At 69.4% G+C, this 23,618-nt stretch carries 20 protein-coding genes; 7 read left to right on the top strand and 13 right to left on the bottom strand.

Annotated features, from left to right (window positions below; translation table 11 throughout):
* Positions 1 to 63: 63 nt before the first annotated feature.
* A complete protein-coding gene (locus tag VL15_RS09495) occupies positions 64 to 1,287 on the top strand; it encodes an MFS transporter (RefSeq protein WP_048245215.1) in 1,224 nt (407 codons plus the stop codon).
* Positions 1,288 to 1,303: 16 nt separating this feature from the next.
* Here VL15_RS09495 and VL15_RS09490 read toward each other — a convergent pair whose 3' ends face one another.
* The 4 genes from VL15_RS09490 to VL15_RS09475 all read right to left on the bottom strand — a co-directional run bounded on the left by VL15_RS09490 (position 1,304) and on the right by VL15_RS09475 (position 6,467).
* Positions 1,304 to 2,317 carry a sugar-binding transcriptional regulator gene (locus VL15_RS09490; RefSeq protein WP_080970773.1) on the bottom strand — a complete coding sequence of 338 codons (1,014 nt, stop codon included), beginning with the start codon at positions 2,315 to 2,317 and terminating at the stop codon, positions 1,304 to 1,306.
* Positions 2,318 to 2,381: 64 nt separating this feature from the next.
* Positions 2,382 to 3,863, bottom strand: a complete 1,482-nt coding sequence (gene xylB, locus VL15_RS09485; protein WP_048245211.1) for a xylulokinase — start codon at positions 3,861 to 3,863, stop codon at positions 2,382 to 2,384.
* 105 nt (positions 3,864 to 3,968) lie between these two features.
* Entirely contained in the window at positions 3,969 to 5,363 is a 1,395-nt protein-coding gene (dalD, locus tag VL15_RS09480) for a D-arabinitol 4-dehydrogenase (protein WP_048245210.1), read from the bottom strand.
* A gap of 192 nt (positions 5,364 to 5,555) precedes the next feature.
* Complete coding sequence (locus VL15_RS09475) at positions 5,556 to 6,467, bottom strand: LysR family transcriptional regulator (RefSeq protein ID WP_048245209.1); 912 nt, start codon at positions 6,465 to 6,467, stop codon at positions 5,556 to 5,558.
* A gap of 99 nt (positions 6,468 to 6,566) precedes the next feature.
* On the opposite strand from VL15_RS09475, the gene mdlC reads away from it, so the two are divergent.
* Genes mdlC through VL15_RS09460 form a run of 3 tightly spaced genes read left to right on the top strand, consistent with a single transcriptional unit; the run spans position 6,567 to position 10,614 of the window.
* Entirely contained in the window at positions 6,567 to 8,174 is a 1,608-nt protein-coding gene (mdlC, locus tag VL15_RS09470; RefSeq protein ID WP_048245207.1) for a benzoylformate decarboxylase, read from the top strand.
* Between the two features lie 30 nt (positions 8,175 to 8,204).
* The gene (locus VL15_RS09465) at positions 8,205 to 9,656 is read left to right on the top strand and encodes an aldehyde dehydrogenase (protein WP_048245205.1); all 1,452 of its coding nucleotides are present in this window, start codon (positions 8,205 to 8,207) and stop codon (positions 9,654 to 9,656) included.
* Positions 9,657 to 9,669: 13 nt separating this feature from the next.
* The gene (locus tag VL15_RS09460) at positions 9,670 to 10,614 is read left to right on the top strand and encodes a ketopantoate reductase family protein (protein WP_048245241.1); all 945 of its coding nucleotides are present in this window, start codon (positions 9,670 to 9,672) and stop codon (positions 10,612 to 10,614) included.
* A gap of 202 nt (positions 10,615 to 10,816) precedes the next feature.
* Here the strand turns inward: VL15_RS09460 and VL15_RS09455 are convergent, their stop codons facing one another.
* Positions 10,817 to 11,869 carry an RNA-guided endonuclease InsQ/TnpB family protein gene (locus VL15_RS09455; protein ID WP_048245240.1) on the bottom strand — a complete coding sequence of 351 codons (1,053 nt, stop codon included), beginning with the start codon at positions 11,867 to 11,869 and terminating at the stop codon, positions 10,817 to 10,819.
* A 169-nt stretch (positions 11,870 to 12,038) separates the two neighbouring features.
* On the opposite strand from VL15_RS09455, the gene VL15_RS09450 reads away from it, so the two are divergent.
* On the top strand, positions 12,039 to 13,436 hold the full coding sequence (locus tag VL15_RS09450; protein ID WP_048245239.1) for an MFS transporter: 1,398 nt from the start codon (positions 12,039 to 12,041) through the stop codon (positions 13,434 to 13,436).
* Positions 13,437 to 13,457: 21 nt separating this feature from the next.
* Here VL15_RS09450 and kynA read toward each other — a convergent pair whose 3' ends face one another.
* The 3 genes from kynA to kynB form a co-directional block, all read right to left on the bottom strand.
* The gene (kynA, locus tag VL15_RS09445; RefSeq protein ID WP_048245203.1) at positions 13,458 to 14,384 is read right to left on the bottom strand and encodes a tryptophan 2,3-dioxygenase; all 927 of its coding nucleotides are present in this window, start codon (positions 14,382 to 14,384) and stop codon (positions 13,458 to 13,460) included.
* 92 nt (positions 14,385 to 14,476) lie between these two features.
* On the bottom strand, positions 14,477 to 15,730 hold the full coding sequence (gene kynU, locus VL15_RS09440; protein ID WP_048245200.1) for a kynureninase: 1,254 nt from the start codon (positions 15,728 to 15,730) through the stop codon (positions 14,477 to 14,479).
* A 25-nt stretch (positions 15,731 to 15,755) separates the two neighbouring features.
* Entirely contained in the window at positions 15,756 to 16,397 is a 642-nt protein-coding gene (gene kynB, locus VL15_RS09435) for an arylformamidase (protein WP_048245198.1), read from the bottom strand.
* Between the two features lie 130 nt (positions 16,398 to 16,527).
* On the opposite strand from kynB, the gene VL15_RS09430 reads away from it, so the two are divergent.
* Positions 16,528 to 17,028 carry an Lrp/AsnC family transcriptional regulator gene (locus tag VL15_RS09430; RefSeq protein WP_006477992.1) on the top strand — a complete coding sequence of 167 codons (501 nt, stop codon included), beginning with the start codon at positions 16,528 to 16,530 and terminating at the stop codon, positions 17,026 to 17,028.
* On the opposite strand, the gene VL15_RS09425 is transcribed toward VL15_RS09430, so the two are convergent.
* From VL15_RS09425 to VL15_RS09415, 3 genes are all read right to left on the bottom strand, one after another.
* On the bottom strand, positions 17,015 to 17,524 hold the full coding sequence (locus VL15_RS09425; RefSeq protein ID WP_048245196.1) for a flavin reductase family protein: 510 nt from the start codon (positions 17,522 to 17,524) through the stop codon (positions 17,015 to 17,017). The genes VL15_RS09430 and VL15_RS09425 overlap by 14 nt on opposite strands.
* A 310-nt stretch (positions 17,525 to 17,834) precedes the next feature.
* The gene (locus VL15_RS09420) at positions 17,835 to 18,500 is read right to left on the bottom strand and encodes a hypothetical protein (RefSeq protein ID WP_048245194.1); all 666 of its coding nucleotides are present in this window, start codon (positions 18,498 to 18,500) and stop codon (positions 17,835 to 17,837) included.
* Positions 18,497 to 19,903: a selenium-binding protein SBP56-related protein gene (locus VL15_RS09415; protein ID WP_048245192.1), complete on the bottom strand. Its 1,407-nt coding sequence runs from the start codon at positions 19,901 to 19,903 to the stop codon at positions 18,497 to 18,499. The genes VL15_RS09420 and VL15_RS09415 overlap by 4 nt, the downstream gene beginning before the upstream one ends.
* A gap of 580 nt (positions 19,904 to 20,483) precedes the next feature.
* On the opposite strand from VL15_RS09415, the gene msrA reads away from it, so the two are divergent.
* Positions 20,484 to 21,044, top strand: a complete 561-nt coding sequence (msrA, locus tag VL15_RS09410) for a peptide-methionine (S)-S-oxide reductase MsrA (RefSeq protein WP_041492935.1) — start codon at positions 20,484 to 20,486, stop codon at positions 21,042 to 21,044.
* Positions 21,045 to 21,068: 24 nt separating this feature from the next.
* On the opposite strand, the gene VL15_RS09405 is transcribed toward msrA, so the two are convergent.
* Positions 21,069 to 22,367, bottom strand: coding sequence for a DUF72 domain-containing protein (locus VL15_RS09405; protein WP_048245190.1), 1,299 nt, complete (start codon positions 22,365 to 22,367; stop codon positions 21,069 to 21,071).
* Positions 22,368 to 22,390: 23 nt separating this feature from the next.
* Positions 22,391 to 23,611 (bottom strand): SAM-dependent methyltransferase, encoded by a 1,221-nt coding sequence (locus VL15_RS09400; protein ID WP_048245187.1) that lies wholly within the window; start codon positions 23,609 to 23,611, stop codon positions 22,391 to 22,393.
* Between the last annotated feature and the right edge of the window lie 7 nt (positions 23,612 to 23,618).

Genomic DNA, 23,618 nt, shown 5'->3' with positions numbered 1-23,618 from the left:
CCGGTTTTTCTTCTCGCGTCGGCTCCTTACGATGGGCGTTCCTTCACTGTTCGAGGTCACGCCATGTCATCCCAGCCTGTCACCGCGTCCTGCGCCGAATCGGACGCCGCGCTCGATCGCGCGCCCGCCGACGAGCGCCTGCCGGTCGCGAACCTGCTGGCGCTCGCGACGGCCGGCTTCATCACGATCCTTACCGAGGCATTGCCGGCCGGCCTGCTGCCGCTGATGAGCGTCGACCTGCGCGTGCCGGCCGCGCTGATCGGCCAGCTCGTGACCGTGTACGCGCTCGGCTCGATCGTCGCGGCGATTCCGCTCGTTGCCGCAACGCGCGCGATGCGCCGGCGCCGTTTGCTGCTCATGGCGCTGGCCGGCTTCGTCGTGTCGAATGCGCTGACCGCCGTGTCGCCGTACTACGCGCTCACGCTCGCCGCGCGCTTCGTCGCGGGCATGTCGGCCGGGCTGCTGTGGGCGTTGCTGGCCGGCTATGCGAGCCGGATGGTCGACGCGTCGCTGCGCGGCCGCGCGATCGCGGTCGCGATGCTCGGCGCGCCGGTCGCGATGTCGATCGGCATTCCGGCCGGCACCGCGCTGGGCGCGGCGCTCGGCTGGCGCGTCGCGTTCGCGTTGATCACGCTCGCGGCGCTCGCGCTGATCGGCTGGATCCGCTTGCGCGTGCCCGATTACCCCGGCCAGCAGGCCGGCGCGCGCGAACCGGTGCTCGGCGTGATGACGCTGCCGGGCGTGCGGCCGGTCCTGACCGTGATGTTCGCGTACGTGCTCGCGCACAACATGCTGTACACGTACGTCGCGCCGTTTCTTGCGGGCGTGCGGATGGGCGCGCAGGTCGATGTGGTGCTGTTCGTGTTCGGCGTCGCGTCGCTGGTCGGCATCGCACTGACGGGCGCGTGGATCGGCGCCGCGCAACGGCGTCTGACGCTCGCCAGCATCGCGCTGTTCGCGCTCGCGGCGGTGATGCTCGGCGCCGGATCGGGGATGACGATCGTCTATGCGGGCGTCGCGCTGTGGGGGCTCGCGTTCGGCGGTGCGCCGACGTTGTTCCAGACGGCCACCGCGAATGCCGCGGGGGACGCGGCCGACGTCGCGCAGTCGATGCTCGTGACGGTGTGGAACCTCGCGATCGCCGGGGGCGGCATCGCGGGCGGGATGCTGCTCGGCGCAACGGGCGCCGGTGCGATTCCGTGGGTGCTCGTCGCGCTGCTGGCGGCCGCGTGGGTCGGCGCGTGGCGCGCGCGCCGGCATGCGTTTCCGGCGCCGCGCGCGGCCTGAGCGAACGGCTGCGGGATCAGTCCGTCTTCGCGTCGAGCGCGGCGCGCGCGCAGGTTTCGTCGGTGACGAGCCCCGACATCCAGCGGCCGCGCAACGCGGCGATCACCGCGTCGCGTTTCTTCGGGCCGCCCGCGAACGCGATGGTCGGGCGCTTCGGCGGCGTGGCGAGCGACACGCTCGTCACGCGCGTGCCGGTCGACACGTCGATCAGCTTGCCCTGCGCGTCGATCGGCATGCCGAGCAATTCGGCCACCGCGCCGAGCGCGGTCATCTCGTCGCGCTCCTGTTCGGTGATGAAGCCGTCTTCGTAGAGCGGGCAGTGCGGGCCGATGTTGCCGATCCCGACGAACGCGACGTCGGCCTTGCCCGACAGCGCCTCGACGATCCGGTACAGCCGGTGGTTGCACCACTGCGCGCGCTCGGCCGCGCTGTCGGCGAATAGCGGCGCGGGCAGCAGGAAGTGCTTGCTGCCGGTTTTCTCGGAGATGTACTGCGCGACGTCGTAGCGGTTCGACGAACCGTCGGCCGCGATCGCGCCGACCATCGACACGAGCCGGTGCTGCGGGCGCTCGATCTGCGCGATCTGCGCGACCGCGGCCTTCAGCGTCCGGCCGCTGCTGACGGCGATCACCATCGGCCGCGTCTCGCCCAGGTAGCGCTCCATCACCTGCGCGCCGGCGACCGCGAGCTTGCGGTCGATCGCATCGGGCGCATCGGCATCGACGGGCACGACCTCGCACATCGCGAGGCCGTAGCGCTTCGACAGCTGCGCGCCGAGATCGAGACAGTCGGCGAGTTGGTGGTCGACGCGCACGCGGATCAGGTTCTTCTCGACCGCGAACGCGACGAGGCGCTGCGCGACGGGGCGCGACACTTGCAGCTTTTCGGCGATTTCGTTCTGCGTGTCGCCCGCGACGTAGTAGAGCCACGCGGCACGCGTGGCGAGATCGAGTTTTTCTGAGGACTTGGACACGATAGCGATTCGGTTCGGAGCTGGGGGGCCGCCCGCGGACCGGCCGGCGGGCCGCATGATGGCATCCACTGTACCGCATGTCGCGCGCGCGGCCGGCGGCCGGTGCGCGCGACCGCGGCGCTTACGCGAGCCGCGTGCGCGACGGTTCGTACAGCGGCCGCACGTGACGGTACAGCGTGCGGAACGCGTCGAGGCGTTCGCGCAGCTGCGCATGGCGCGCGGCGTCCGGTGCGTATTCGGCACGCACGGGCGGCTTGGTCAGCACCGTATGCGGATCGCCGCCGACGGCTAGCCAGCCGAGCCGCGCGGCGCCGAGCGCCGCACCGGTTTCGCCGCCGCCGATCTGGCGCGTGCGCACGTTCAGCGCGTCGGCGATCAGCTGCGCCCAGAACGCGCTGCGCGCGCCGCCGCCGATCAGCGACAGCTGGTCGGTTTCGATGCCGGCCGCATGCAGCGCGTCGAAGCCGTCGGCGAGGCCGAGCGTCACGCCTTCGAGCACCGCGTAGCCGAGATGCGCGCGCTCGGTCGCGTGCGTCATCCCGAAGAACACGCCCTGCGCATACGGATCGTTGTGCGGCGTGCGTTCGCCGGACAGGTAGGGCAGGAACAGCGGTGCCGTCGCGAGCGCGTCGGCGTCGAGCGATGCGACTTCGGCGAGCAGCGCGGGCTCGTCGGTGCCCGTCAGCTTGCAGACCCAACGCAGGCAGCTCGCGGCCGACAGCACGACGCTCATCAATTGCCAGCGATCGGGAATCGCGTGGCAGAACGCATGCACGGCCGACGCGGGATTCGGCATGAAGCGGTCGCCGACCACGCTCAGCACGCCCGACGTGCCGAGCGACACGAAGCCGTCGCCCGCGTGGATCGCGCCGATGCCGAGCGCGCTGGTCGCGTTGTCGCCGCCGCCGCCCGCCACCACGACGGCCTCCGACAGCCCGAGTTCGCGTGCGATATCGGCACGCAGCGTGCCCGACGGCGCATTGCCCTCGACGATGCGGGGCATCTGGTCGCGTGTCATCCCGCATGCGGCGAGCAGCGCGTCGGACCAGTCGCGGCGCGCGACGTCGAGCCACAGCGTGCCGGCTGCGTCCGACGGGTCGGACACCTTCGCGCCGGTCAGCCGGAACCGCAGGTAGTCCTTCGGCATCAGCACGCACGCGGTGGCCGCGAATACGTCGGGTTCGTGTTTCGCGACCCACAGCAGTTTCGGTGCGGTGAAGCCCGGCATCGCGAGATTGCCGGCCAGTGCGTGGAGATCGGGTGCGCGTTCGGTGAGCAGCGCACATTCGTCGGCGCTGCGCATGTCGTTCCACAGGATCGCGGGGCGCAGCACGCGGTCGTCGCGGCCGAGCAGCACGGCGCCGTGCATCTGGCCCGACAGGCCGATGCCGCGCACCTGCGCGAACGCTTGCGGATGCCGTTCGCGCAGCGCCGCGAGCGCGGCGAGCGTGCCTTGCCACCAGTCGTCCGGATGCTGTTCGGCCCAGCGCGGATGCGGCCGCGACACGGTGAACGGCGAGCCGGCGGTGCCGACGACCGCGCCGTCCGGGGCGAGCAGCAGCACCTTCACTTCCGAGGTGCCGAGGTCGATGCCGAGATACATGAGCGATCCGTTCCGTCAGAGAGGAGCCGCTACTTTAGCCGTGCTGCCCGGCATGTGCCAAGCAGGTTCGCCCGGCCCGTGCGGCCGGGCGCCGGCTGCCGCGCGTCAGCGCGGCGCGAGCCAGGCGTCGACCCGCGCGAGCCCGGCGCGCAGTGCCTCGTACAGCGCCGCGTTGCCGGCGAGCGAGCCCCACAGCGGGCGGCTCGCGCACAGTGCGACGACCGGGTCGTCGGCATCGACGATCGCCCGCGCGGCGCCTTCGTCCATCACGCCGTCCTGGTACGCGTACGGCAGCGTGCCGCGCGCCCAGCGTTCGAGAAAGCGCAGGAACAGCGCGGGCAGCACGGCGGTGGCGACCGGCGCCGCGCCGCGCGCGAACGATTCGACGAGCGTCGGCGCGATGAAGCCGGGGATCTTCGAGAAGCCGTCGGCCGCGACGCGCTGGTTCGTGTCGAGCACGTACGGATTGCCGAAGCGTTCGAGCACGACGTCGCGGTAGCGCGCGAGATCGAGCGGGCTCGGGGTGAGGCACGGGATCACGTCCTGCGTCACGTAGTCGTGCGCGAAGCGGCGGATCGCCGCGTCGTGCGTGCCTTCGTGGATATACGTGTGGCCCGCGAGCGTGCCGGCCCACGCGATGCAGCTGTGCGTCGCGTTGAGGATGCGGATCTTCGCTTCCTCGTACGGGTGCACGTCGTCGACGAGTTCGGCGCCGGCCAGCTCCCAGCGCGGCCGGCCGGCCGCGAAGCGGTCCTCGATCACCCACTGGATGAACGATTCGCCCATCACCGGGCACGCGTCGTCGATGCCGGTGGCCGCCAGCACGCGTTCGCGCACGTCGGCGGTCGGGCGCGGCGTGATGCGGTCGACCATCGCGCTCGGCGTGGCGACGTTCGTGTCGAACCACGCGAGCAGGTCGGCCTGCCCGCGCCGCTCGAGGAATTCGCGCATCCCCGCGCGAAAGCGCGCGCCGTTGTTGCGCAGGTTGTCGCAGCTCTGCAGCGTCAGCGGGCCCGCGCCGCGCGTCATGCGTTCGGCGAGCAGCGCCGCGAGCGCGCCGTACAGCGTCGTGCGCGCGCCCTGCAGGTCGGCCGCGAGATCGGCGTTCGCGATGTCGAGCCGGTTGTGTTCGTCGAGGTAGTAGCCGCCTTCGGTGACGGTGAACGACACGATCCGGCAGGCTGGATCGGCGCCGGCGTCGATCAGCGCGGCGAGGTCGATCGACCACGGCAGCACGCGCGTGATCGCGCGGATCGTCTCGTACGCGCGCTCGCCTTGCGGCGTGACGGTTTCGAGCGTGTATTCGCCGTGCTGCGCGGCCAGCGCTTCCATCGTCGCGCGCATGTCGTCGCGGATGTTGCCGACGGTCAGCGACCAGCGTTCGTCGGCCGGCACGGCCGCGTTCACGCGATGCAGATACCACGCCTGGTGCGCGCGGTGAAACGAGCCCGCGCCGATGTGCAGCAGCACGGGCGCGCGGGCGGAGGACGATTCGCTCATCCGGTGTCTCCTGTTCGTGCCAGTCTTTCCTGTCGACTAGATCATTTGCTCGTCGTGTGAGCGAATGATCGTATTCAGGCGAGCGAAAGTCAAGGCGGGGAAACGGCATTTCGATGGTGCGCTGCGGCGGCGCGCGGGCAGGGCAGGCGGGAAGGGGGGAGCGGGCCGGGAGCGGCCGGCCGGGAAACGCGGTCAGCGCCCCTCGCGCGTGAGCGCGACGAGTTCGTCGAGCAGCTTGCCGGCCGGCCCCGGCAGGATCCCGTGGCGGCGCCGGAACGCGGTGAGCGTGCGCACCGCGACGACCTCGCGCACGGGCAGCGTGTCGATCGTGCCGGCGCGCTGCTCGGCGCCATACATCGGCTCGGCCATCCAGCTCAGGAAACCCGCGTGAGCGACAAGGCTCTTCAGCGTCGTGACCGAGCGCGTCTCGACCGCGATGTCGGGCAGCGCGAGCCCGTGCGCGTCGAAGGTCGCGCGCATGTGGTCGAACGGCGCGGTGCCGCGCGGCGGAATCGCCCAGCGCGCATCCAGCGTATCGGCGAGTGTCGGCGCGCGGCCGAGCGCGCGCAGCGGATGGTGCGGCGCCGCAACGATATGGCTGCGATCTTCCCAGCGGCACTCGGGAATCGCGACGATCTCGTCGGTGTCGGGCCCGTGCGCGGACAGCGCGAGATCAATCTCGTGCTTGTTCAGCCCTTCGGCGAGCCGGTCCCACACGCCTTCGATGATCTCGACGCGCAGGTTCGGCCAGCGGTCGAGCACGCGGCCGACCGCGACCGGCAGCACGAGGCTCGCGATGCTGCCCACCGCGCCGACCTTGATCGTGCCCTTCGCGAACCCGCGCATCGCGTCGAGCTCCTCGCGCGCGTGCTCGGCCTCGTGCTGCAGCAGCGTCGCGTGCGGCAGCAACGCGTCGCCGAACGCGGTGAGCTGCACGCCCTTCGAATGGCGCTCGAACAGCGGCGCGCCGACCTGGTCCTCGAGCCGCTTCAGGATCCGGCTCAGCGCCGGCTGCGTCACATGCAGCGCGTCGGCCGCGCGGCCGAGGCTGCCGCACGCGACGATCGTCGTGAAGGCGCGCAATTGTCGGAGATCGAAAGTCATGCCGGAATGTAATGGCTTATCGCAAAAAATACAGTATCCGAGAATGGCTTGCACTTCGATACTGTGGAAACCGCCAAGCCATCGAGGAGTCACCCGAGCATGTCCGGCCATCCGCCCCCATCCGCCGCACCCGTCACCGTTCGCGACGCGGTCATCGACCTGCTTCGCCAGTTCGGCATCGACCGCGTGTTCGGCAATCCCGGTTCGACCGAACTGCCGATGTTCCGCGATTTCCCGGCCGATTTCCGCTACGTGCTCGGCCTGCACGAGGCCGTCGTGGTCGGGATGGCCGACGGCCATGCGCAGGCCACCGGCAATGCGGCGGTCGTCAACCTGCATTCCGCGGCGGGTGTCGGCAATGCGATGGGCAATCTTTTCACCGCGTTCAAGAACCGCACGCCGCTGGTCGTCACCGCGGGCCAGCAGGCGCGCGCGATCCTGCCGTTCGATCCGTTCCTGGGCGCGACGCAGGCCGCCGAGCTGCCGAAGCCGTACGTGAAATGGAGCATCGAGCCGGCACGCGCGCAGGACGTGCCGGCCGCGATCGCGCGGGCATACCGCATCGCGATGCAGGAGCCGCGCGGCCCGGTGTTCGTGTCGATCCCGGTCGACGACTGGGACCAGCCGGCCGAGCTGCTGCCGCGGCGCGACGTCAGCAGCGTCGTGCGGCCCGATCCCGACGCGCTCGCGCGGCTCGGCGACGCGCTCGACGCCGCGCGGCGTCCCGCGCTCGTGGTCGGCGCGGCCGTCGATCGTGCGGGCGCGTGGGACGACGTCGTGCGGCTCGCCGAGCGGCACCGGGCGCGCGTGTACGTCGCGCCGATGTCGGGGCGCTGCAGCTTCCCCGAGGACCATCCGCTGTTCGGCGGCTTCCTGCCCGCGATCCGCGAGAAGATCGTCGCGCGGCTCGACGGGCACGACCTCGTCTTCGCGTTCGGCGCGCCCGCGTTCACCTATCACATCGAAGGCTTCGGCCCGCACGTGCCGCCGGGTGCGGTGCTCGTGCAGCTCGTCGACGATCCGGGCGTCGCCGCGTGGACGCCGTCGGGCGACGCGGTCGTCGGCAACCTGCGGCTCGCGGCGCGCGACCTGCTGGCGCGCCCGGCGCCGCCCGAGCGGCCGATGCCCGCGCCGCGGCCGCCGCGCGTGCGCGTCGACGCGCCGGCCGCCGGCGAGCGCATGTCGGCCGCGTTCGCGCTGCAGACGCTCGCCGACGTGCGCGACGCGCACGACATCGTCGTGGAGGAAGCGCCGAGCGCGCGGCCCGTGATGCAGGAACACCTGCCGTTCACGCGCAGCGGCACGTTCTACACGATGGACAGCGGCGGGCTCGGCTACGGGATGCCGGCCGCCGTCGGCGTCGCGCTCGCGCAGCCGGGCCGGCGCGTGATCGGGCTGATCGGCGACGGCTCGAGCCTGTATTCGATCCAGGCGTTGTGGAGCGCCGCGCAACTGAAGCTGCCGATCACGTTCGTGATCCTGAACAACCGGCGCTATGCGGCGTTGCAGGATTTCGCGCCCGTGTTCGGCTTCGGCCCCGGCGACCCGGTGCAGGGCACCGATCTGCCCGACCTGAATTTCGTCGCGCTCGCCGAAGGGATGGGCTGCCGCGGCGTGCGCGTCGCCGACGCGGCGCGCCTGCGCGACACGCTGACCGATGCGCTGCATGCCGCGACGCCGGTCGTCGTCGAAGTCGAGATTGCCTGACGCGCGGCGCGCGTCTTTTGCGGAGAATCCATGCAAACCGTATCGATGCTGATCGGCGGCGAACGCCGCCATTCGTCCAGCGGCGCGACCTTCGTGCGCCGCAACCCGCTCGATGGCGAAATCGCGTCCGTCGCGCCCGCGTGCACCGTCGACGATGCGCGCGCGGCGGCCGACGCGGCCGCCCGCGCGTTTCCCGAATGGGCCGCGCTCGGCCCAGGCGCGCGCCGCGCGCTGCTGCTGAAGGCGGCCGCCGCGCTCGAAGCGAAGCACGAGCAGTTCGGCGCCGCGATGGCGGCGGAGACGGGCGCGTCCGCGCTGTGGGCCGGCTTCAACGTGCACCTTGCCGCGAGCGGGCTCGTCGAGGCCGCGTCGCTGACCACGCAGATCGGCGGCGAGCTGATTCCGTCCGACGTGCCCGGCTCGCTCGCGATGGGCGTCCGGCAGCCGGCCGGCGTCGTGCTCGGCATCGCGCCGTGGAACGCGCCGGTGATCCTCGCGACGCGCGCACTCGCGCTGCCGCTCGCGTGCGGCAACACGGTCGTGCTGAAGGGTTCGGAGCTGTGCCCCGTCACGCACGGGTTGATCGTCGAGGCACTGCAGGAGGCCGGGCTGCCGCCGGGCGTCGTCAATTTCGTGACGAACGCGCCTGACGATGCGGGCGCCGTCGTCGACGCGTTGATCGCGCATCCGGCCGTGCGCCGCGTGAATTTCACGGGCTCGACGCGCGTCGGGCGGATCGTCGCCGAAGCGTGCGCGCGCCACCTGAAGCCGTCGGTGCTGGAGCTCGGCGGCAAGGCGCCGTTCGTCGTGCTCGACGATGCCGATATCGACGCGGCGGTCGCGGCGGCCGCGTTCGGCGCGTTCGCGAATTCCGGGCAGATCTGCATGTCGACCGAGCGGATCATCGCCGACGCGTCGATCGCCGATGCGTTCGTCGCGAAGCTCGCCACCAAGGCCGCGTCGCTGCCGCTCGGCGACCCGCGCAAAGGGCCCGTCGTCCTCGGTTCGCTGATCGACATGAAGGCCGTCGAGCGCTGCAACGCGCTGATCGACGATGCGCTTGCGCACGGCGCGACACTGCGGTGCGGCGGCAAGGCCGACAGCACGCTGTTCCCGGCGACGCTGCTCGACCACGTGACGCCGGCGATGCGCATCTACGCGGAAGAGTCGTTCGGCCCGGTGAAGGGCATCGTGCGCGTCGACGGCGAGGCGGCGGCGATCCGCTGCGCGAACGACAACGCGTTCGGGCTGTCGTCGGCCGTGTTCAGCCGCGATGTCGCGCGTGCGATGCGCGTCGCGGCACGCATCGAATCGGGCATCTGCCACGTGAACGGCCCGACCGTGCACGACGAGGCGCAGATGCCGTTCGGCGGCGTGAAGGACAGCGGCTTCGGCCACTTCGGCGGCAAGGCCGGCATCGCGGCGTTCACGGACCTGCGCTGGATCACCGTGCAGACGGCGCCACGCCACTATCCGTTCTGACGAGGCCATGACGATGAGGATCGCGATTCTGGGCGCGGGTGCGATGGGCTCGTTGTTCGGCGGGCTGCTGGCCGAAAGCGGCGAGGCCGTCACGCTGATCGACGTGAACGATGCACATCTCGAGGCGATCCGCCGCGACGGGCTGCGCATCGACGACGATCGCGGCGAACGGCGCATCCGCGATTTGCAGGCCGTGCGGCCGGACGCCGCGAATGCGGCCGCGGCCGCGTCGCCCGACACACCGTTCGACCTGCTGATCGTTTTCACGAAATCGCTGCATACGCGCAGCGCGCTCGACGGCGTGCGCGCGTCGCTGACGTCGCGAACGTACGTGCTGACGCTGCAGAACGGGCTCGGCAACGTCGAGACGCTGAATGCGTTCGTGCCGCTCGAACGGATCCTGGTCGGTGTGACGACGTGGCCGGCCGACGCCGCGGGGCCCGCGCACGTTCGCTCGCACGGCGCGGGCACGATCCGCATGATGACGGCCGACGGCGTGGCACGCCCGTTCGCGACGGCCGTGGCCGACACGCTGTCGCGCGCGGGGCTCGCGTGCACGCTAGATGCCGACGTGTGGGCCGCGATCTGGGAGAAGGTGGCGTTCAACGCGGCGCTCAACACGCTGTGCGCGGTGACCGGCTGCACGGTCGACCAGCTCGGCAACCATCACGACGGGCCGCGGCTCGCGCTCGCGATCGCGGCCGAGACGGCCGCCGTCGCCCGAGCGAAGGGTATCGAGGTCGACGGCGAACGCATCGCACGCAACGTCGAGTATGCGATCCACGCGCATCGCGGCCATCGCCCGTCGATGCTGCAGGACGTGCTCGCGGGCCGCCGCACGGAAATCGACGCGATCAGCGGCAAGGTCGTCGCGGCCGCGCGCGAAGCGGGCGTCGCGGTGCCGCACGCCGAGACGCTGCTCGCGCTCGTCCGGCTGATCGACGCACGGGTGAACTGAGCATCAGGCCGGCGGCCGGCTTGCGCCGCACGACGATACGAGCGCGCCGCGCGTGTGCGATGGCGCCGGCTCGGGACGGATTGGACAAGACACCGGAGCCGGCGCTGACGCGTTGCGCCCGGCCGACCGCGCAGTACGAGATCCGGGCACGCGCCAACGGGCCAGCCCGGGCAACTGGAGACGCCTTGACGTCCTCCCGTGCCTAAAGGCAGGGGATTCCCACACTTGGCGATGCACGTCCGCATCGGAGAATGTTCAACGCAGCGTTGGTATCTCGATCATGCAAGACACCGCACTCACTGCAGGTCCACTCTCTTATTCGCAGCCCCGCGATACCTTTCGGCCGCGTCGTGCTGTCTTTCGACCCGCACGCCGAACAGGACTGGGTAGAACCTCTTTCGTCGACTTCCTCGAATGTGACTCCGTGCGCGATCGCCTTGTAGCGGAGCTTGTCTCGGAAGGACGACCAGGATGCGTCATAGACGCTTCTCGCCATCCTGGTTCTGGCGAGTTTCGCAGCCGACACATTGCCAACCGCGAGGTAATCGAAGCGCCGCACCAGATCGAGTGCGAGCTTGTGCTGAAAATCGGCGCGGGCGTTCGCCACCTTGGCGTGCAGCTTCGCGATATGCCGCTTGTGCTTTCGCGCGCGTTGGGCTTTCGCCAGCTTTGCAGCCGCGCGCCGACCAAACCGGTCGTTGGGCAACTTTTCGCCGGTCGAAAGTGTGGCGAAGTCTTTCAGGCCGAGATCGATTCCGACGCCGGTACGGATCGGGCGCGCTTGAACATCGGGTATTTCGATCACGATGTTCAGGAACCAGTTGCCGCGCGCGTCCTGCGCGAAATTGGTGCCGTCCTTGATCTTGCCGTCGGGAAGCGGACGGCTGCTGAACACGCGGAAAGTGTTGCCGGCGAAACGAAACGCGTCGCCCTCGCGTTTCAGATCACGGCCCTTCAGTGGTACCCAGCCGAGCGATTTTCTGCCGCGATAGCGCAAGTAAGGGCGTCGGTTCTGGCTGCGAGACTTCGCGTATTGCTCGCACGTTGCGTTGACCGTGCCGGAGTGGATGCCGAGTTCCTTACTGCTACCGGTTGTCAGCACGTTCAGATCAAAACCCGTCGGCCACCTCTTGCTCCACTTGATCGCGTGCTTTTGCGTGTCGTTGCAAAAGTTCCAGACATAGTTCACCGCGCGGCTCTGTTTGTTAAGCAGTCCGTTGAGCGACTTCACGCGGTAGCGGTAGACAAGAATCATGCTGGTCACTTTAACGGTGGAGCGTCGTCTGTCAACGGCACTCCTTTCCTCGTCGCCATGAATGACGGGGTTTCTCGGAGCAAAAGCGGATGAAAGCCATCGAATGCCGTTGTCTTGCCGCGCGCCGCTCGCGCACGTTGCCGCGCATGCGCGGCGCACGGGAGGTCGCATGAGCACGTGCGACGGAGTGCCGCCGCCGTCGGTCGACATCGGCACGACGCTCGACGACGGGCCGTTCACGACGATGCAGCGCTGCGTGGTGCTGCTCGCCGCGCTCGCGATCGTGCTCGACGGTTTCGACGGCCAGTTGATCGGCTTTGCGATTCCGGTGCTGATCCGCGAATGGGGCATCACGCGCGGCGCGTTCGCACCGGCGGTCGCGGCCGGGCTGATCGGGATGGGCATCGGCAGCGCGTGCGCGGGCATCGTCGCGGATCGCTTCGGCCGCCGCCAGGCCGTGATCGGCAGCGTGTTCCTGTTCGGCATCGCGACCTGCGCGATCGGCTTCGCGCCCGATGTCACCGCGATCGCGATACTGCGTTTCTTCGCAGGGCTCGGTATCGGCGGTGCGCTGCCGACGGCCACGACGATGACGGCCGAATACACGCCTGCGCGGCGCCGCACGATGATGGTGACGGCGACGATCGTCTGCGTGCCGCTCGGCGGAATGCTGGCCGGCCTGTTCGCGCACGAGGTATTGCCGCGCTACGGCTGGCGCGGGCTGTTCTTCGCGGGCGGCACACTGCCGCTCGTGCTCGGTTTCGTGCTCGTGCGTGCACTGCCCGAATCGCCGCGTTATCTCGCACGGCGCCCCGCGCGCTGGCCGGAACTCGGCGCGCTGCTCGCGCGGATGCAGCGGCCGGTCGCGCCGGGCACCGTGTTTTCCGATATGAAGGACGCACGCGTGCCCGGTGGACGCAGCGGCTTCGGCGCGCTGTTCGCGAGCGGCCAGGCGCGCGACACGATCGCGCTGTGGTGCGCGTTCTTCATGTGTCTGCTCGCCGTGTATGCGGCGTTCAGCTGGCTGCCGACGATGCTCGCGGCGAGCGGGCTGAGCGTGTCGGTCGCGGGCGCGGGGCTCACCGCGTACAACCTCGGCGGCGTGATCGGCGCGCTGCTGTGCGCGTGGGCGATCGCGCATGCCGGGTCGCGCTGGCCGCTCGCGCTGTGCAGCATCGGCGGCGCGGCGAGCGCGGTGTGGCTGATGGGCGTCGATGCGAGCCGTCACACGGGCTGGCTGATCGTCGGGCTCGGCCTGCACGGGCTGTTCGTCAACGCGGTGCAGTCGACGATGTATGCGCTCTGCGCGTACATCTACCCGACGGCGGTGCGCGCGACGGGCACTGCGAGCGCGCTCGCGTTCGGCCGGCTCGGCGCGATCCTCAGCGCGTTCGCGGGCGCGATCGTGATCACGACGGGCGGGGCGAGCGCGTACCTGACGATGCTCGCCGCTGCGATGGGCGTGGTGTGCGTCGCGCTGCTCGCGGTGCGGCGGCATATTCCGCGGCTGTCGCGCGCGCAGTCGGTGCCGCGCGAAGGAGAGGAGCTGGCCCGCACATCGTCGTGACGTGCGGGCGCATCACGTGCGTTACAGCGTGGTGCGCACGTGCCAGAGCTCGGGGAACAGCACGACGTCGAGCATCTTGCGCAGATACGGCGCGCCGCTGGTGCCGCCCGTGCCCTGCTTGAAGCCGATGATGCGCTCGACGGTCGTCACGTGACGGAAGCGCCACTGACGGAACGCGTCCTCGAGATCGACCAGCTCCTCGGCCATCTCGTACAGCTCCCAGTGCTGCTGCGGGTGACGGTACACCTCGAGCCACGCGGCCTCGACCGTTTCGTCGTGCCGCGTCGGCTGCGTCCAGTCACGCTCGAGCCGCTCCGCCGCGATCGGGAAACCGCGCCGCGCGAGCAGGTGCACGACCTCGTCGTAGAACGACGGCGCCTCGAGCGTCGCGCGCACCTGTTCGAGGATATCGGGCCGGTGCGCATGCGGCTGCAGCATCTGCTCGTTCTTGTTGCCGAGCAGGAATTCGAGCTGGCGATACTGGTACGACTGGAATCCCGACGACTGCCCGAGATACGGCCGCATCGCCGAATACTCGGACGGCGTCATCGTCGACAGCACGCTCCACGCCTGCACGAGCTGCTCGAGGATGCGCGACACGCGCGCGAGCATCTTGAATGCGGGCGGCAACGCGTCGGTGCGCACCGCATCGAGCGCGCCGCGCAGCTCGAACAGCGCGAGCTTCATCCACAGCTCGCTCGTCTGATGCTGGATGATGAACAGCATCTCGTTGTGATCGGGCGACAGCGGATGCTGCGCGTCGAGGATCGCATTCAGCGACAGGTAGTCGCCGTAGCTCATCGACTTCGAGAAATCGAGCTGCGCGTTGTGCCAGCCGGCTTGGCCCGAGGTTTCGCCCGGCACGTGCGGCGCTTCGTGTGCCGCTTGCGCGGGGCGTGCGCCCGAGAACGGGCAGCCCGCCGGCGTGTCGTCGCCGGGTGGCTGCATATGACCAGAATTCACGACTTTCTCCAGGATTGAATGACGGGGGCGCGGCGCGTTATCCGCATGTCACTGCGCTGCGCGCCGGGCAGAACCGGTCAGGTCACCGCGCCGCGCTCGGCGAATTCGGGCGCCTTCCACGCTTCGGTGGCCAGGATGTCGCGCAGCGTCTCGACGGCATCCCACACGTCGGCGAAGCGCGTATAGAGCGGCGTGAAGCCGAAGCGCAGCACGTACGGCTCGCGGTAGTCGCCGATCACGCCGCGTGCGATCAGCGCCTGCATCACCTCGTAGCCGTGCGGATGCTCGAAGCTCGCCTGCGAGCCGCGCTGGTGATGCGCGCGCGGCGTGACGAGCTTCAGCGACAGGCCTGCACAGCGCGACTCGACGAGCGCGATGAACGCATCGGTCAGCGCGAGCGACTTGCGGCGGATCGCGTGCATGTCGGTCTGCAGGAACACGTCGAGCCCGCATTCGACCATCGACATCGACACGATCGGCTGCGTGCCGCACAGGAAGCGCGCGATGCCCGGATCGGGCGCGAAGCCCGGCTGCATCGCGAACGGTGCGCGGTGGCCCCACCAGCCGGACAGCGGCTGCGAGAAATGCGCGTGATGGCGCTGCGCCACCCACACGAATGCGGGCGAACCGGGGCCGCCGTTCAGGTACTTGTACGTGCAGCCGACCGCGCCGTCGGCGCGCGCGCCATTCAGGTCGACCGGCACCGCGCCGGCCGAGTGCGCGAGATCCCACAGCATCAGCGCGCCCGCGTCGTGCACGAGCTGCGTGACGGCCGGCATGTCGTGCATGTAGCCGGTGCGGTAGTTCACGTGCGTGATCATCGCGACGGCCGTGTCCGCGCCGAGCGCATCGGGCAGGTCGGCCGGATCGTCGATCAGGCGCAGCTCGTAGTCGCCGCCGAGCTGTTCGATCAGCCCCTGCGCGATATACAGGTCGGTCGGGAAGTTCGAGCGTTCCGACACGATCACGCGGCGCTCGGGCGCGCGCTCGGCCTGGTGGCGCACCATGGCCGACAGCAGCTTGAACAGGTTGATCGAGATGGTGTCGGTCACGACCGTTTCGCCGGGCGCGCCGCCGATCAGCGTCGCGAGCTTGTCGCCGAGCCGGCGCGGCAGCGCGAACCAGCCGGCCGTGTTCCAGCTGCGGATCAGGCCTTCGCCCCATTCGGCGCTGATCACCTGTTGCGCGCGGGCGGCCGATTCACGCGGCTGCGCGCCGAGCGAATTGCCGTCGAGGTAAATCACGCCGTCGGGCAGGGCGAACTGGTCGCGCAGCGGGGCGAGCGGGTCGTCGCGGTCGAGCGCGAGCGCGTCTTCACGGGTCTTGATCATGATGTCGGGTCGTAGGTCGGGGTAATCAGGAGGAACGCACGGGCAGCGCGCGCAGCACCGCGCGCACCGGGCTCGCGTCGAGCGTCGCGAACTTCAGCGGCAGCGCGATCAGTTCGTAGTCGCCGGGCGGCACGTCGTCGAGCACGATGCCTTCGAGGATCGCCATCCGGTGCGCACGCACGCGATGATGCGCGTCCATCGTCTTCGATTCCTGCGGGTCGAGCGACGGCGTATCGATGCCGATCAGCTTCACGCCGCGCGCGGCGAGCAGGTCGATCGTGTCGGGCGCGACGGCGCAGAAGCCGGGGTCCCACTGCGCGACCGGCGCTTGCGCACAGGTGCGCAGCAGCACGCGCGGCGGCACGCCGTCGAGCGCGGCCGCGATGTCGGCCGGCTGCACGACGGGCGACGCGCCGATGCAATGGATCACGCGGCACGGGCCGAGGTAGGTGTCGAGCGGCACGGCGCCGATCGGCGCGCCGTCGGCGTCGTAGTGCAGCGGCGCGTCGCAGTGCGCGCCGGTGTGGGGCGATAGCGTCAGGCGTGCGACGTTGACCGGCGAGCCGGCCTCCATCCGCCACACGCGTTCGACGGAAACCGGCGTATCGCCCGGCCACACGGGAGTGGCGGGGCTGACAGGCGGCGAGATGTCCCAGAGTGTGTCCATGGCATGACGAAGCGGTAAGTCGATGCTTCGAATGATAGGTGGACGCTCGCAGAAAGTGCTTGCGAAATAAACATGGACAATCCGCCGGATTGGCAGATAATTCGACTCAGAGGGAAAACGGGGACCAAAAATGCATGCGATCACGCTCGATGCCACCGACTGCCGGATTCTGGCGGTACTGCAGGAGGAGGGCAGAATCAGCAATCTCGACCTGGCGGAACGTATTTCGCTTTCGCCATCCGCCTGCCTGCGCCGCATGCGCCTGCTCGAGGAGCAGGGCGTGATCGAGCACTATCGCGCGTGCCTGAGCCGCGAGAAGCTCGGCTTCGAGCTCGAGGCGTTCGTGCAGGTATCGATGCGCAACGAGGAAAACCAGTGGCACGAGCGCTTCGCGGAAGCGCTGCGCGAATGGCCGGAGGTGGTCGGCGCGTTCGTCGTCACGGGCGAGAGCCACTATCTGCTGCGCGTGCTCGCGCACAACCTCAAGCACTATTCGGATTTCGTGCTGAACCGGCTCTACAAGGCGCCGGGCGTGATGGACATACGCTCGAACATCGTGCTGCAGACGCTGAAGGACGAAGCCGGCGCGCCGGTTGGGCTGGCGCGCACGGGCGCGATCAAAGCTGTGTAAGGCCGTGGAAGCCGCCGCCGTGGAACACGAGCGGCGGTGTCGTATCCGATGCGGCCCGCACGCCGCAGCGTTCCACTTCGCCGACGAAGATCACGTGGTCGCCTTCGTCATAGCGGCTGCGGTTGTGGCACTCGAACCACGCGAGCGCGCCGTCGAGCACGGGCATCCCCGAGTTGCCGGCCGCATGCGCGATCCCTTCGAAGCGATCGCCCTTGTAGGTCGAGAAGCGCTTGCACAGGTCGAGCTGCGACGCCGCGAGCACGTTCACCACGTAATGGCTGTTGCCGCGGAAGACGGGTGTCGATGCCGATTTGTGCGCGAGGCTCCACAGCACCAGCGGCGGATCGAGCGATACCGAGTTGAACGAGCTGGCGGTGATGCCGATCAGCTGCCCGGACGGCGCGCGCGTCGTGATCACCGTGACGCCCGTCGCGAACTGGCCGAGCGCCTGGCGGAAGGCGGCCGTGTCGAAATCCGGCGGGTTGGCGCGGGTCATCGGGCGGCCATCCGGAACGAAACGGGCGGGCGCGGCGCGACGCGGGTGCGGCAGGCGCGGCGGACGGAAGGCGACAAGGCGGTCGATTGGGAAGTGGTGCGCATGGCCCGATTTTAGCGGAATCGGGGCCGCCGGGCCCGGCCGGACGGCCAGGGTGGCGTAGCGAACACTGCGGCGCGATGCCGGGTTCGCGACGGCGGGCGGATCGGCACGGCCGTCCTGTCGCGTTTTCGTGCCGTGCCGTCGGCCCGTCCATCTGCCTGTCCGCTCATCCACCGATTCGCCATGCCAGCCATCGAGCCCGCCCGCGCTATCGCGCCGCCGCGAACCCGAGCGACAGCGCGCCCGTCACGATCAGGCTCGACGCCCAGACCGCATCGAGATTGAACCAGCTCCGCGACACGAACTTCAGCCCGAGATAGCGGTACACGAGCCACGCGAGCCCGCCGCCGGCGGCGATCATCGCGGCCGCATGCACGGCCGCGACGACGAGCGCCATCCCGAGATGCGCATCGACGAGCGTGGCCGCCGCCCGGTGGCCGGCGTCCCTGTCGAGCCCGCAGAGCCCGAGGTAGATCGGCACCAGCATCAGCCCTGCCCCGTGCGCGAGCGCGACCGCGAACGACCACAGGCCGAGCCGCGCGGGCGGGATCCGCGCAAGCGCGCGCGGATGCCGGCGCCGGATCAGCAGCACGGCGCCGAAGCCGATCACGAGCGCGCTCGCGCCGATCCGGATCGCCGACTGCCACGCGAGCAGCGCGGCGAGCAGCCCGAACGGCAGCATCACCGCGAATACCGCGAGCGTATGGCCGAGCGCGAGATAGCCGAGCGCCGCGACGAGCGCGCCGCCGCGGCGCGTCATCAGCGCGTTCGACACCGCGAGCGGCCAGCCCATTGCGGGGTTGAGCCCGTGATAGATGCCGCTCGCGAGCACGGCCGCCCATAGCGCGAACTGGGCGTGAAGACCGGTGTTCAACGCTTGACCGACGGATAGCAGAACGAGTCGGTCGAGCAGTCGCCGCCTTCGAGCCGGATCTGGTGCGCGCGATAGCCGTCGGGGAACTCGACCCAGTAGTCGTCCGCAAGCGTCAGCCCGCCGTCCGGCCCCGCGTGAGCGAGCACTTGCGCGCCCGGCACACCGTCCGGATAGAACTGGTCGTCCCACGTCGAATAGAGCGAGTTGGTCCAGTACACGCGCCGTCCGTCGCGGCTGATCTCGACCATCTGCGGGCCGCCCGCGAACGTGCGGCCGTTCGTGTGCGGCGCGCGGCGCACGATCCCGCCGATCCGCACCGACCCCACGAGCACCGGGTTGTGCGGGTCCGACACGTCGTACTGGCGCATCTCGCCGGTGCCCCAGCACGATACGTAGAGGAAGCGGTCGTCGAGCGACAGGTCGATGTCGGTCACGAGCGGCGGCACCGCGCCGAACGCTTTCAGGAGCGGCGGCAGTTCGTCGGCCGCGGCCGGCTCGGGCGGGATCGTCGCCGTCTTCTTCACGTGGAATTTGCCGTCTTCGCGCCACCAGGTCCAGATCGAGCCTTCGAGATTCGTCGTGTCGACCACGACGCCGACAAACCCGTATTCGCGCGCCGGGTCGTGCGCGGGCCGCACCTCGAGCGCCATCTGGTGCTGCGCGCCGAGATCGATCGTCTGCACGTTGCGCCGCGCGCGCAGGTCCCAGAAATGCAGCCGGTGCCCGTATTTGTTCGCGAGCAGGTCCTCGGGCACGATGCCGTTCTCGAATTGCGGCGGCAGCGCCCATTCGCTCGACACCATGTAGTCGCGCGGCAGGTTCCACCAGAAGTCGTAATGCTTGTCCTGCGGGCCGCGGTCGATTTCCCAGCGGCCGAGCACGTCGAAGGTTTCGCAATCCATGATGAAGATGCCGGGCGCGCCGTCGGTGCCGTCCTCGCCCGCGCCGCCGAGCGTACTCACGTAGATGCCCTCGGGGCCGCAGTGAACGGTGTGCGGCCGCGAATAACCGGTCTTCGCGAAGATCTCGCCGGGCTCGATGATCTTGTGGATACGCGCTTGCGTCGGGTGCGGCTTCGTGTCGATCACGTAGATGCGCGACGAGCGCAGGCCGGGGATGATCAGGAAGCGGCGTTCGAGGAACGCATGGCCGGTCAGCGGCGACAGCGAAGACGAACACGCATTCCAGCCGAAGTGATGAAACTCGTCGCCGGTGTTCGGCATCGTCACCGTATGCACGATCTTTCCGTAGGTCGACGAGCCGGGCTTCACGTCGATCACGGCGAGCGCGTCGGGTCTGGAAAAATCGGGGCTCAGCAACAACGTATAGGCAAATTCTTCCGCCGGCGCCTGCATCGCAAGCTCCGGCGAAGCGTGAAACGTCGGGTCAGGCCGCATGCTCATGGTAATGCCCTCTCAGTGGTATCGGATCATGAACGCACGGCCGTACGATGCGGGCGTGCGGGTCGGGGTTGCCGCGCGGCGCGAATCACGCCGGCGGGAGCGATCGGCAGGCGCATGCACGCGTCGATGACACGCGCGGCGCCGTGCATCAGATCGTGAAAGCGGATAAAGGCGGTGTGCCGGATCGCCGCGCGCGGGGCGGGACGGATGCACGGCAAGGGGGCGGCACCGTCGAAGCGGTGGCCCGCGACGCGGCGACGGCCGGGCGAGTGACGCGGGCGGTGTCTGTTAACACATGCATATCGATGTTCCGGCAGATGATGTTTGCATCAGGGTCGGGCACGCATCGGGCGCTTTGCGCGAGGCAGCGGGTTTGCCGCTGCGCTCGCGTGGCTAAGTGTAGACGAGAAAGCGGGCGACGGGTCGCGCGCGGCACCTGGGCAATCTGCCAGGTTCGCGTGCGAGTGAGATACTTGCCGAGGTGCCGCATCGTCCCGCCTCACGGACGGGCAGCGGCGAGACGGACCGGTGGCGCCGGCGCATGCAGGCCGGCCGCCGTCATCAACGAGGGTTTGATTTCATGGTGAACGAGATGCTTGAAACCGCGACGTTGGGAGGCGGGTGTTTCTGGTGCACGGAGGCCGTGTTTCTCGACGTCGACGGCGTGACGGCCGTCCAGTCGGGCTACGCGGGCGGCCATACGCGCAATCCCGGCTACCGCGACATTTGCGAAGGCGACACGGGTCACGCGGAAGTCGTCAACGTGACGTTCGATCCGGCGCGCATCGGTTATCGCGAGATCCTCGAGATCTTCTTCGCGACGCACGATCCGACCCAGCTGAACCGGCAGGGCAACGACGTCGGCACGCAATACCGGTCGGTCGTGTTCACGCATTCGGACGCGCAGCGCGACACCGCGCTCGACGTGATCCGCGAGCTGGAACGCGAGCAGGTGTTCGGGCAGCCGATCGTCACGCAGGTCGTGCCGCTCGACGGCAACTACTGGCCGGCCGAGGACTATCACCAGAACTATTACGCGCGCAATCCGGGGCAGGGCTACTGCTCGGTCGTGATCGGGCCGAAGCTCGCGAAATTCCGGCAGAAGTTCTCGCACCGGCTGAAGTCGCTGCGCGGCGCGTGAGTATTTGAACGGCAGGAACCGGCGTTACGCCGCCTCGTTGCGCCACTGCGCGCACGCGGCGGCGATCTCGCGCGCGAGCGCGATGCACGACAGCGGCGCGGAGCCTTCCGCCTTGTTGTTGATCGTGATGATCACCGGCTGCCCGGCCAGCGCATAACGCGCGGCCAGTTCGGCGAGCGCCGAGCGCGTGGCCGGATCCTCGTCGACGAGCTTGTCGAACGGTTCGTACTTCGCTTTCGCCTGTTCGTACTTGAAGCCGCCGTGCAGGCTCCAGCGCACGATCAGCGGACCCGGTGCATCGCCGTCGAGCAGCGCGAGCGCGGCGGCCTGGCGCAGCGGGTCGGGCATCCGCGCGTGCAGGCCGACGCAGTAGCGCACGCCGAGTGACGCGAGCGCACGGATGAAACGCGGTGTGAGCAGGCTCGCATCGCGGATCTCGATCGCGTAGCGCGGGCCGTCGGCTTCCGGCGGCAGCGGCGGCAGCGCCGCGAAGAACGCGGCCAGCCGGTCGATCAGCGCGGCCGGTTCGGCGAGCAGTGGTTCGGGCAGCGGCGAAAACTGGAACACGAGCACGCCGGCTTTCCGGCCGAGCCCTTCGATGCATGGCTGGACGAATTCGCGGGTGGCGAGTTGCGCGTCGAGGAAGGTCGGGTTCGGCCCCGACGGCTCGCCGCGCCGGCCGCGCACGACTGCGTCGGTCACCGAGGCTGGTGCCTTCACGACGAAGCGGAAGTCGTCGGGCACCTGCTGTGCGTAACGCAGGTAGTCGGCGACGGACAGCGGGCCGTAGAACGACCGGTCGAGGCTCACGCTTTTCAGCAGCGGATGCGCGCCGTACGCTTCGAGCCCTTCGCGCGACAGCTTCGTCTGCGCGAAATCGCCGTCGTAGACGATGCCGTTCCAGCCGGGGAAGTACCACGACGACGTGCCGAGCCGGACGTTCGGCGGCAGGCCGGCCGCTGCGTCGGCGACGTCCGCGGCGATCGGCGCGGGCGGCACGCCACGCTGGCGCCTGCCTTTCTTCGGCGGCGCGGCAGGTGGGGACGGTTCGTCCCACAGCAGCCCGGAGGATGCGGACGGTGCTTCGTCGGCAGAGCGGGAGGCTGCGCGGGCGGGTGGCGCCGGCCGCGCATCGTCAGGTGCGCCCGGCGTCATGGGTTCATCGGCGTCCGCACGGAGGTCGGCGTGCGCGGCCGGCGACGCGCGAGCGGCGTCGGGCGGCACGCCGAACAGGTCGAATTGTCCGTCGGCGTGCGACCCGTCCGTGTCGTCGCGTTGCTGTCGTTCCGGCGGCGCCTTGCGCCGCGTCCTGCCGTCACCCATGCATGCCCAGCGTGGAGCGCCGCCTAGCGCGGCAGCGCGTGTTCGTACATATAGCGCCGCGACCACGGCAGCGTTTTCGCGCTGCGTCCGGCCTTGCGGCACACGATCTGGAAGATCGACACGTCGTCGTGCTCGAACGCATACGCGCAGCCGGCGAGATACACGCGCCAGATGCGGAATTTTTCGTCGTCGACGAGTTGTCGCGCTTCTTCGGCCTTCGCCTCGAAATTCTCCGTCCAGATCTCGAGCGTGCGCGCATAGTGCCGCCGCAGGCTTTCGACGTCAACCGCTTCCAGGCCGCCGCGCTGCGCCGCTTCGATCGCGAGGCTGATGTGCGGCAGCTCGCCGTCCGGGAACACGTAGCGGTCGATGAACTCGCCGCCGCCGAGCGCCGTCTCGCCGCTTTCCGCGTCGGTCGACGTGATCCCGTGGTTCATCGCAATGCCGTCGTCGGCGAGCAGGTCATGGACCCGCGAGAAATAGAGCGGCAGGTTCTTGCGGCCGACGTGCTCGAACATACCGACGCTCGTGATGCGGTCGAACTGGCCGTCTATCTCGCGGTAATCCTGCAGGCGGATCTCGATCTGGTTCTCCAGCCCCGCGGCCTTCACGCGCGCGGTCGCGAGATCGAACTGGTTCTGCGACAGCGTCACGCCGAGACACGTCGCGCCGAATTTCTGCGCGGCGCGCAGCACGAGCGCACCCCAGCCGCAGCCGATGTCGAGCAGGCGCTGGCCGGGCTCGAGCTGGATCTTCGTCAGGATGTGATCGATCTTCTTGACCTGCGCGGTCGCGAGATCCTCGTCGCCGTTTTCGAAGTACGCGCACGAGTACACCATGTTCTCGTCGAGCCACAGCCGGTAGAACTCGTTCGAGACGTCGTAGTGGTACTGGATCGCCTTCCTGTCGGTGTTTTTCGTGTGAGTGAAGTAGCGCTTCACGCGCGCGAGCTTGCTCGCGCTCGTCACCGTGCTGCGCGCGAGCGAGTAGCTGATGTTGATGATGTCCGACACCTTGCCCTCGATGTCGATCTTGCCCTTCACGTACGCCTCGCCGAGATTGTCGAGGCTCGGTTCGAGCAAGAGCGGCAACGCCGACGCGCTGTTCACCTTCAGCGTGACCTGCGGTGCGCTGAAGGTGCCGAAATCGAGTTGTTCGCCGTTCCACAGCACCAGGCGCGCCGGTATGTTCGCTTTCGCCCGTACTTCGTCCGCCCACTGTGCCAGCTTCTTTTCCCAGAACATTTGGATT

Source organism: Burkholderia cepacia (genome assembly GCF_001039005.1).
GTDB lineage: Bacteria > Pseudomonadota > Gammaproteobacteria > Burkholderiales > Burkholderiaceae > Burkholderia > Burkholderia theae.
This window is presented reverse-complemented; position numbering and strand designations above follow the sequence as displayed.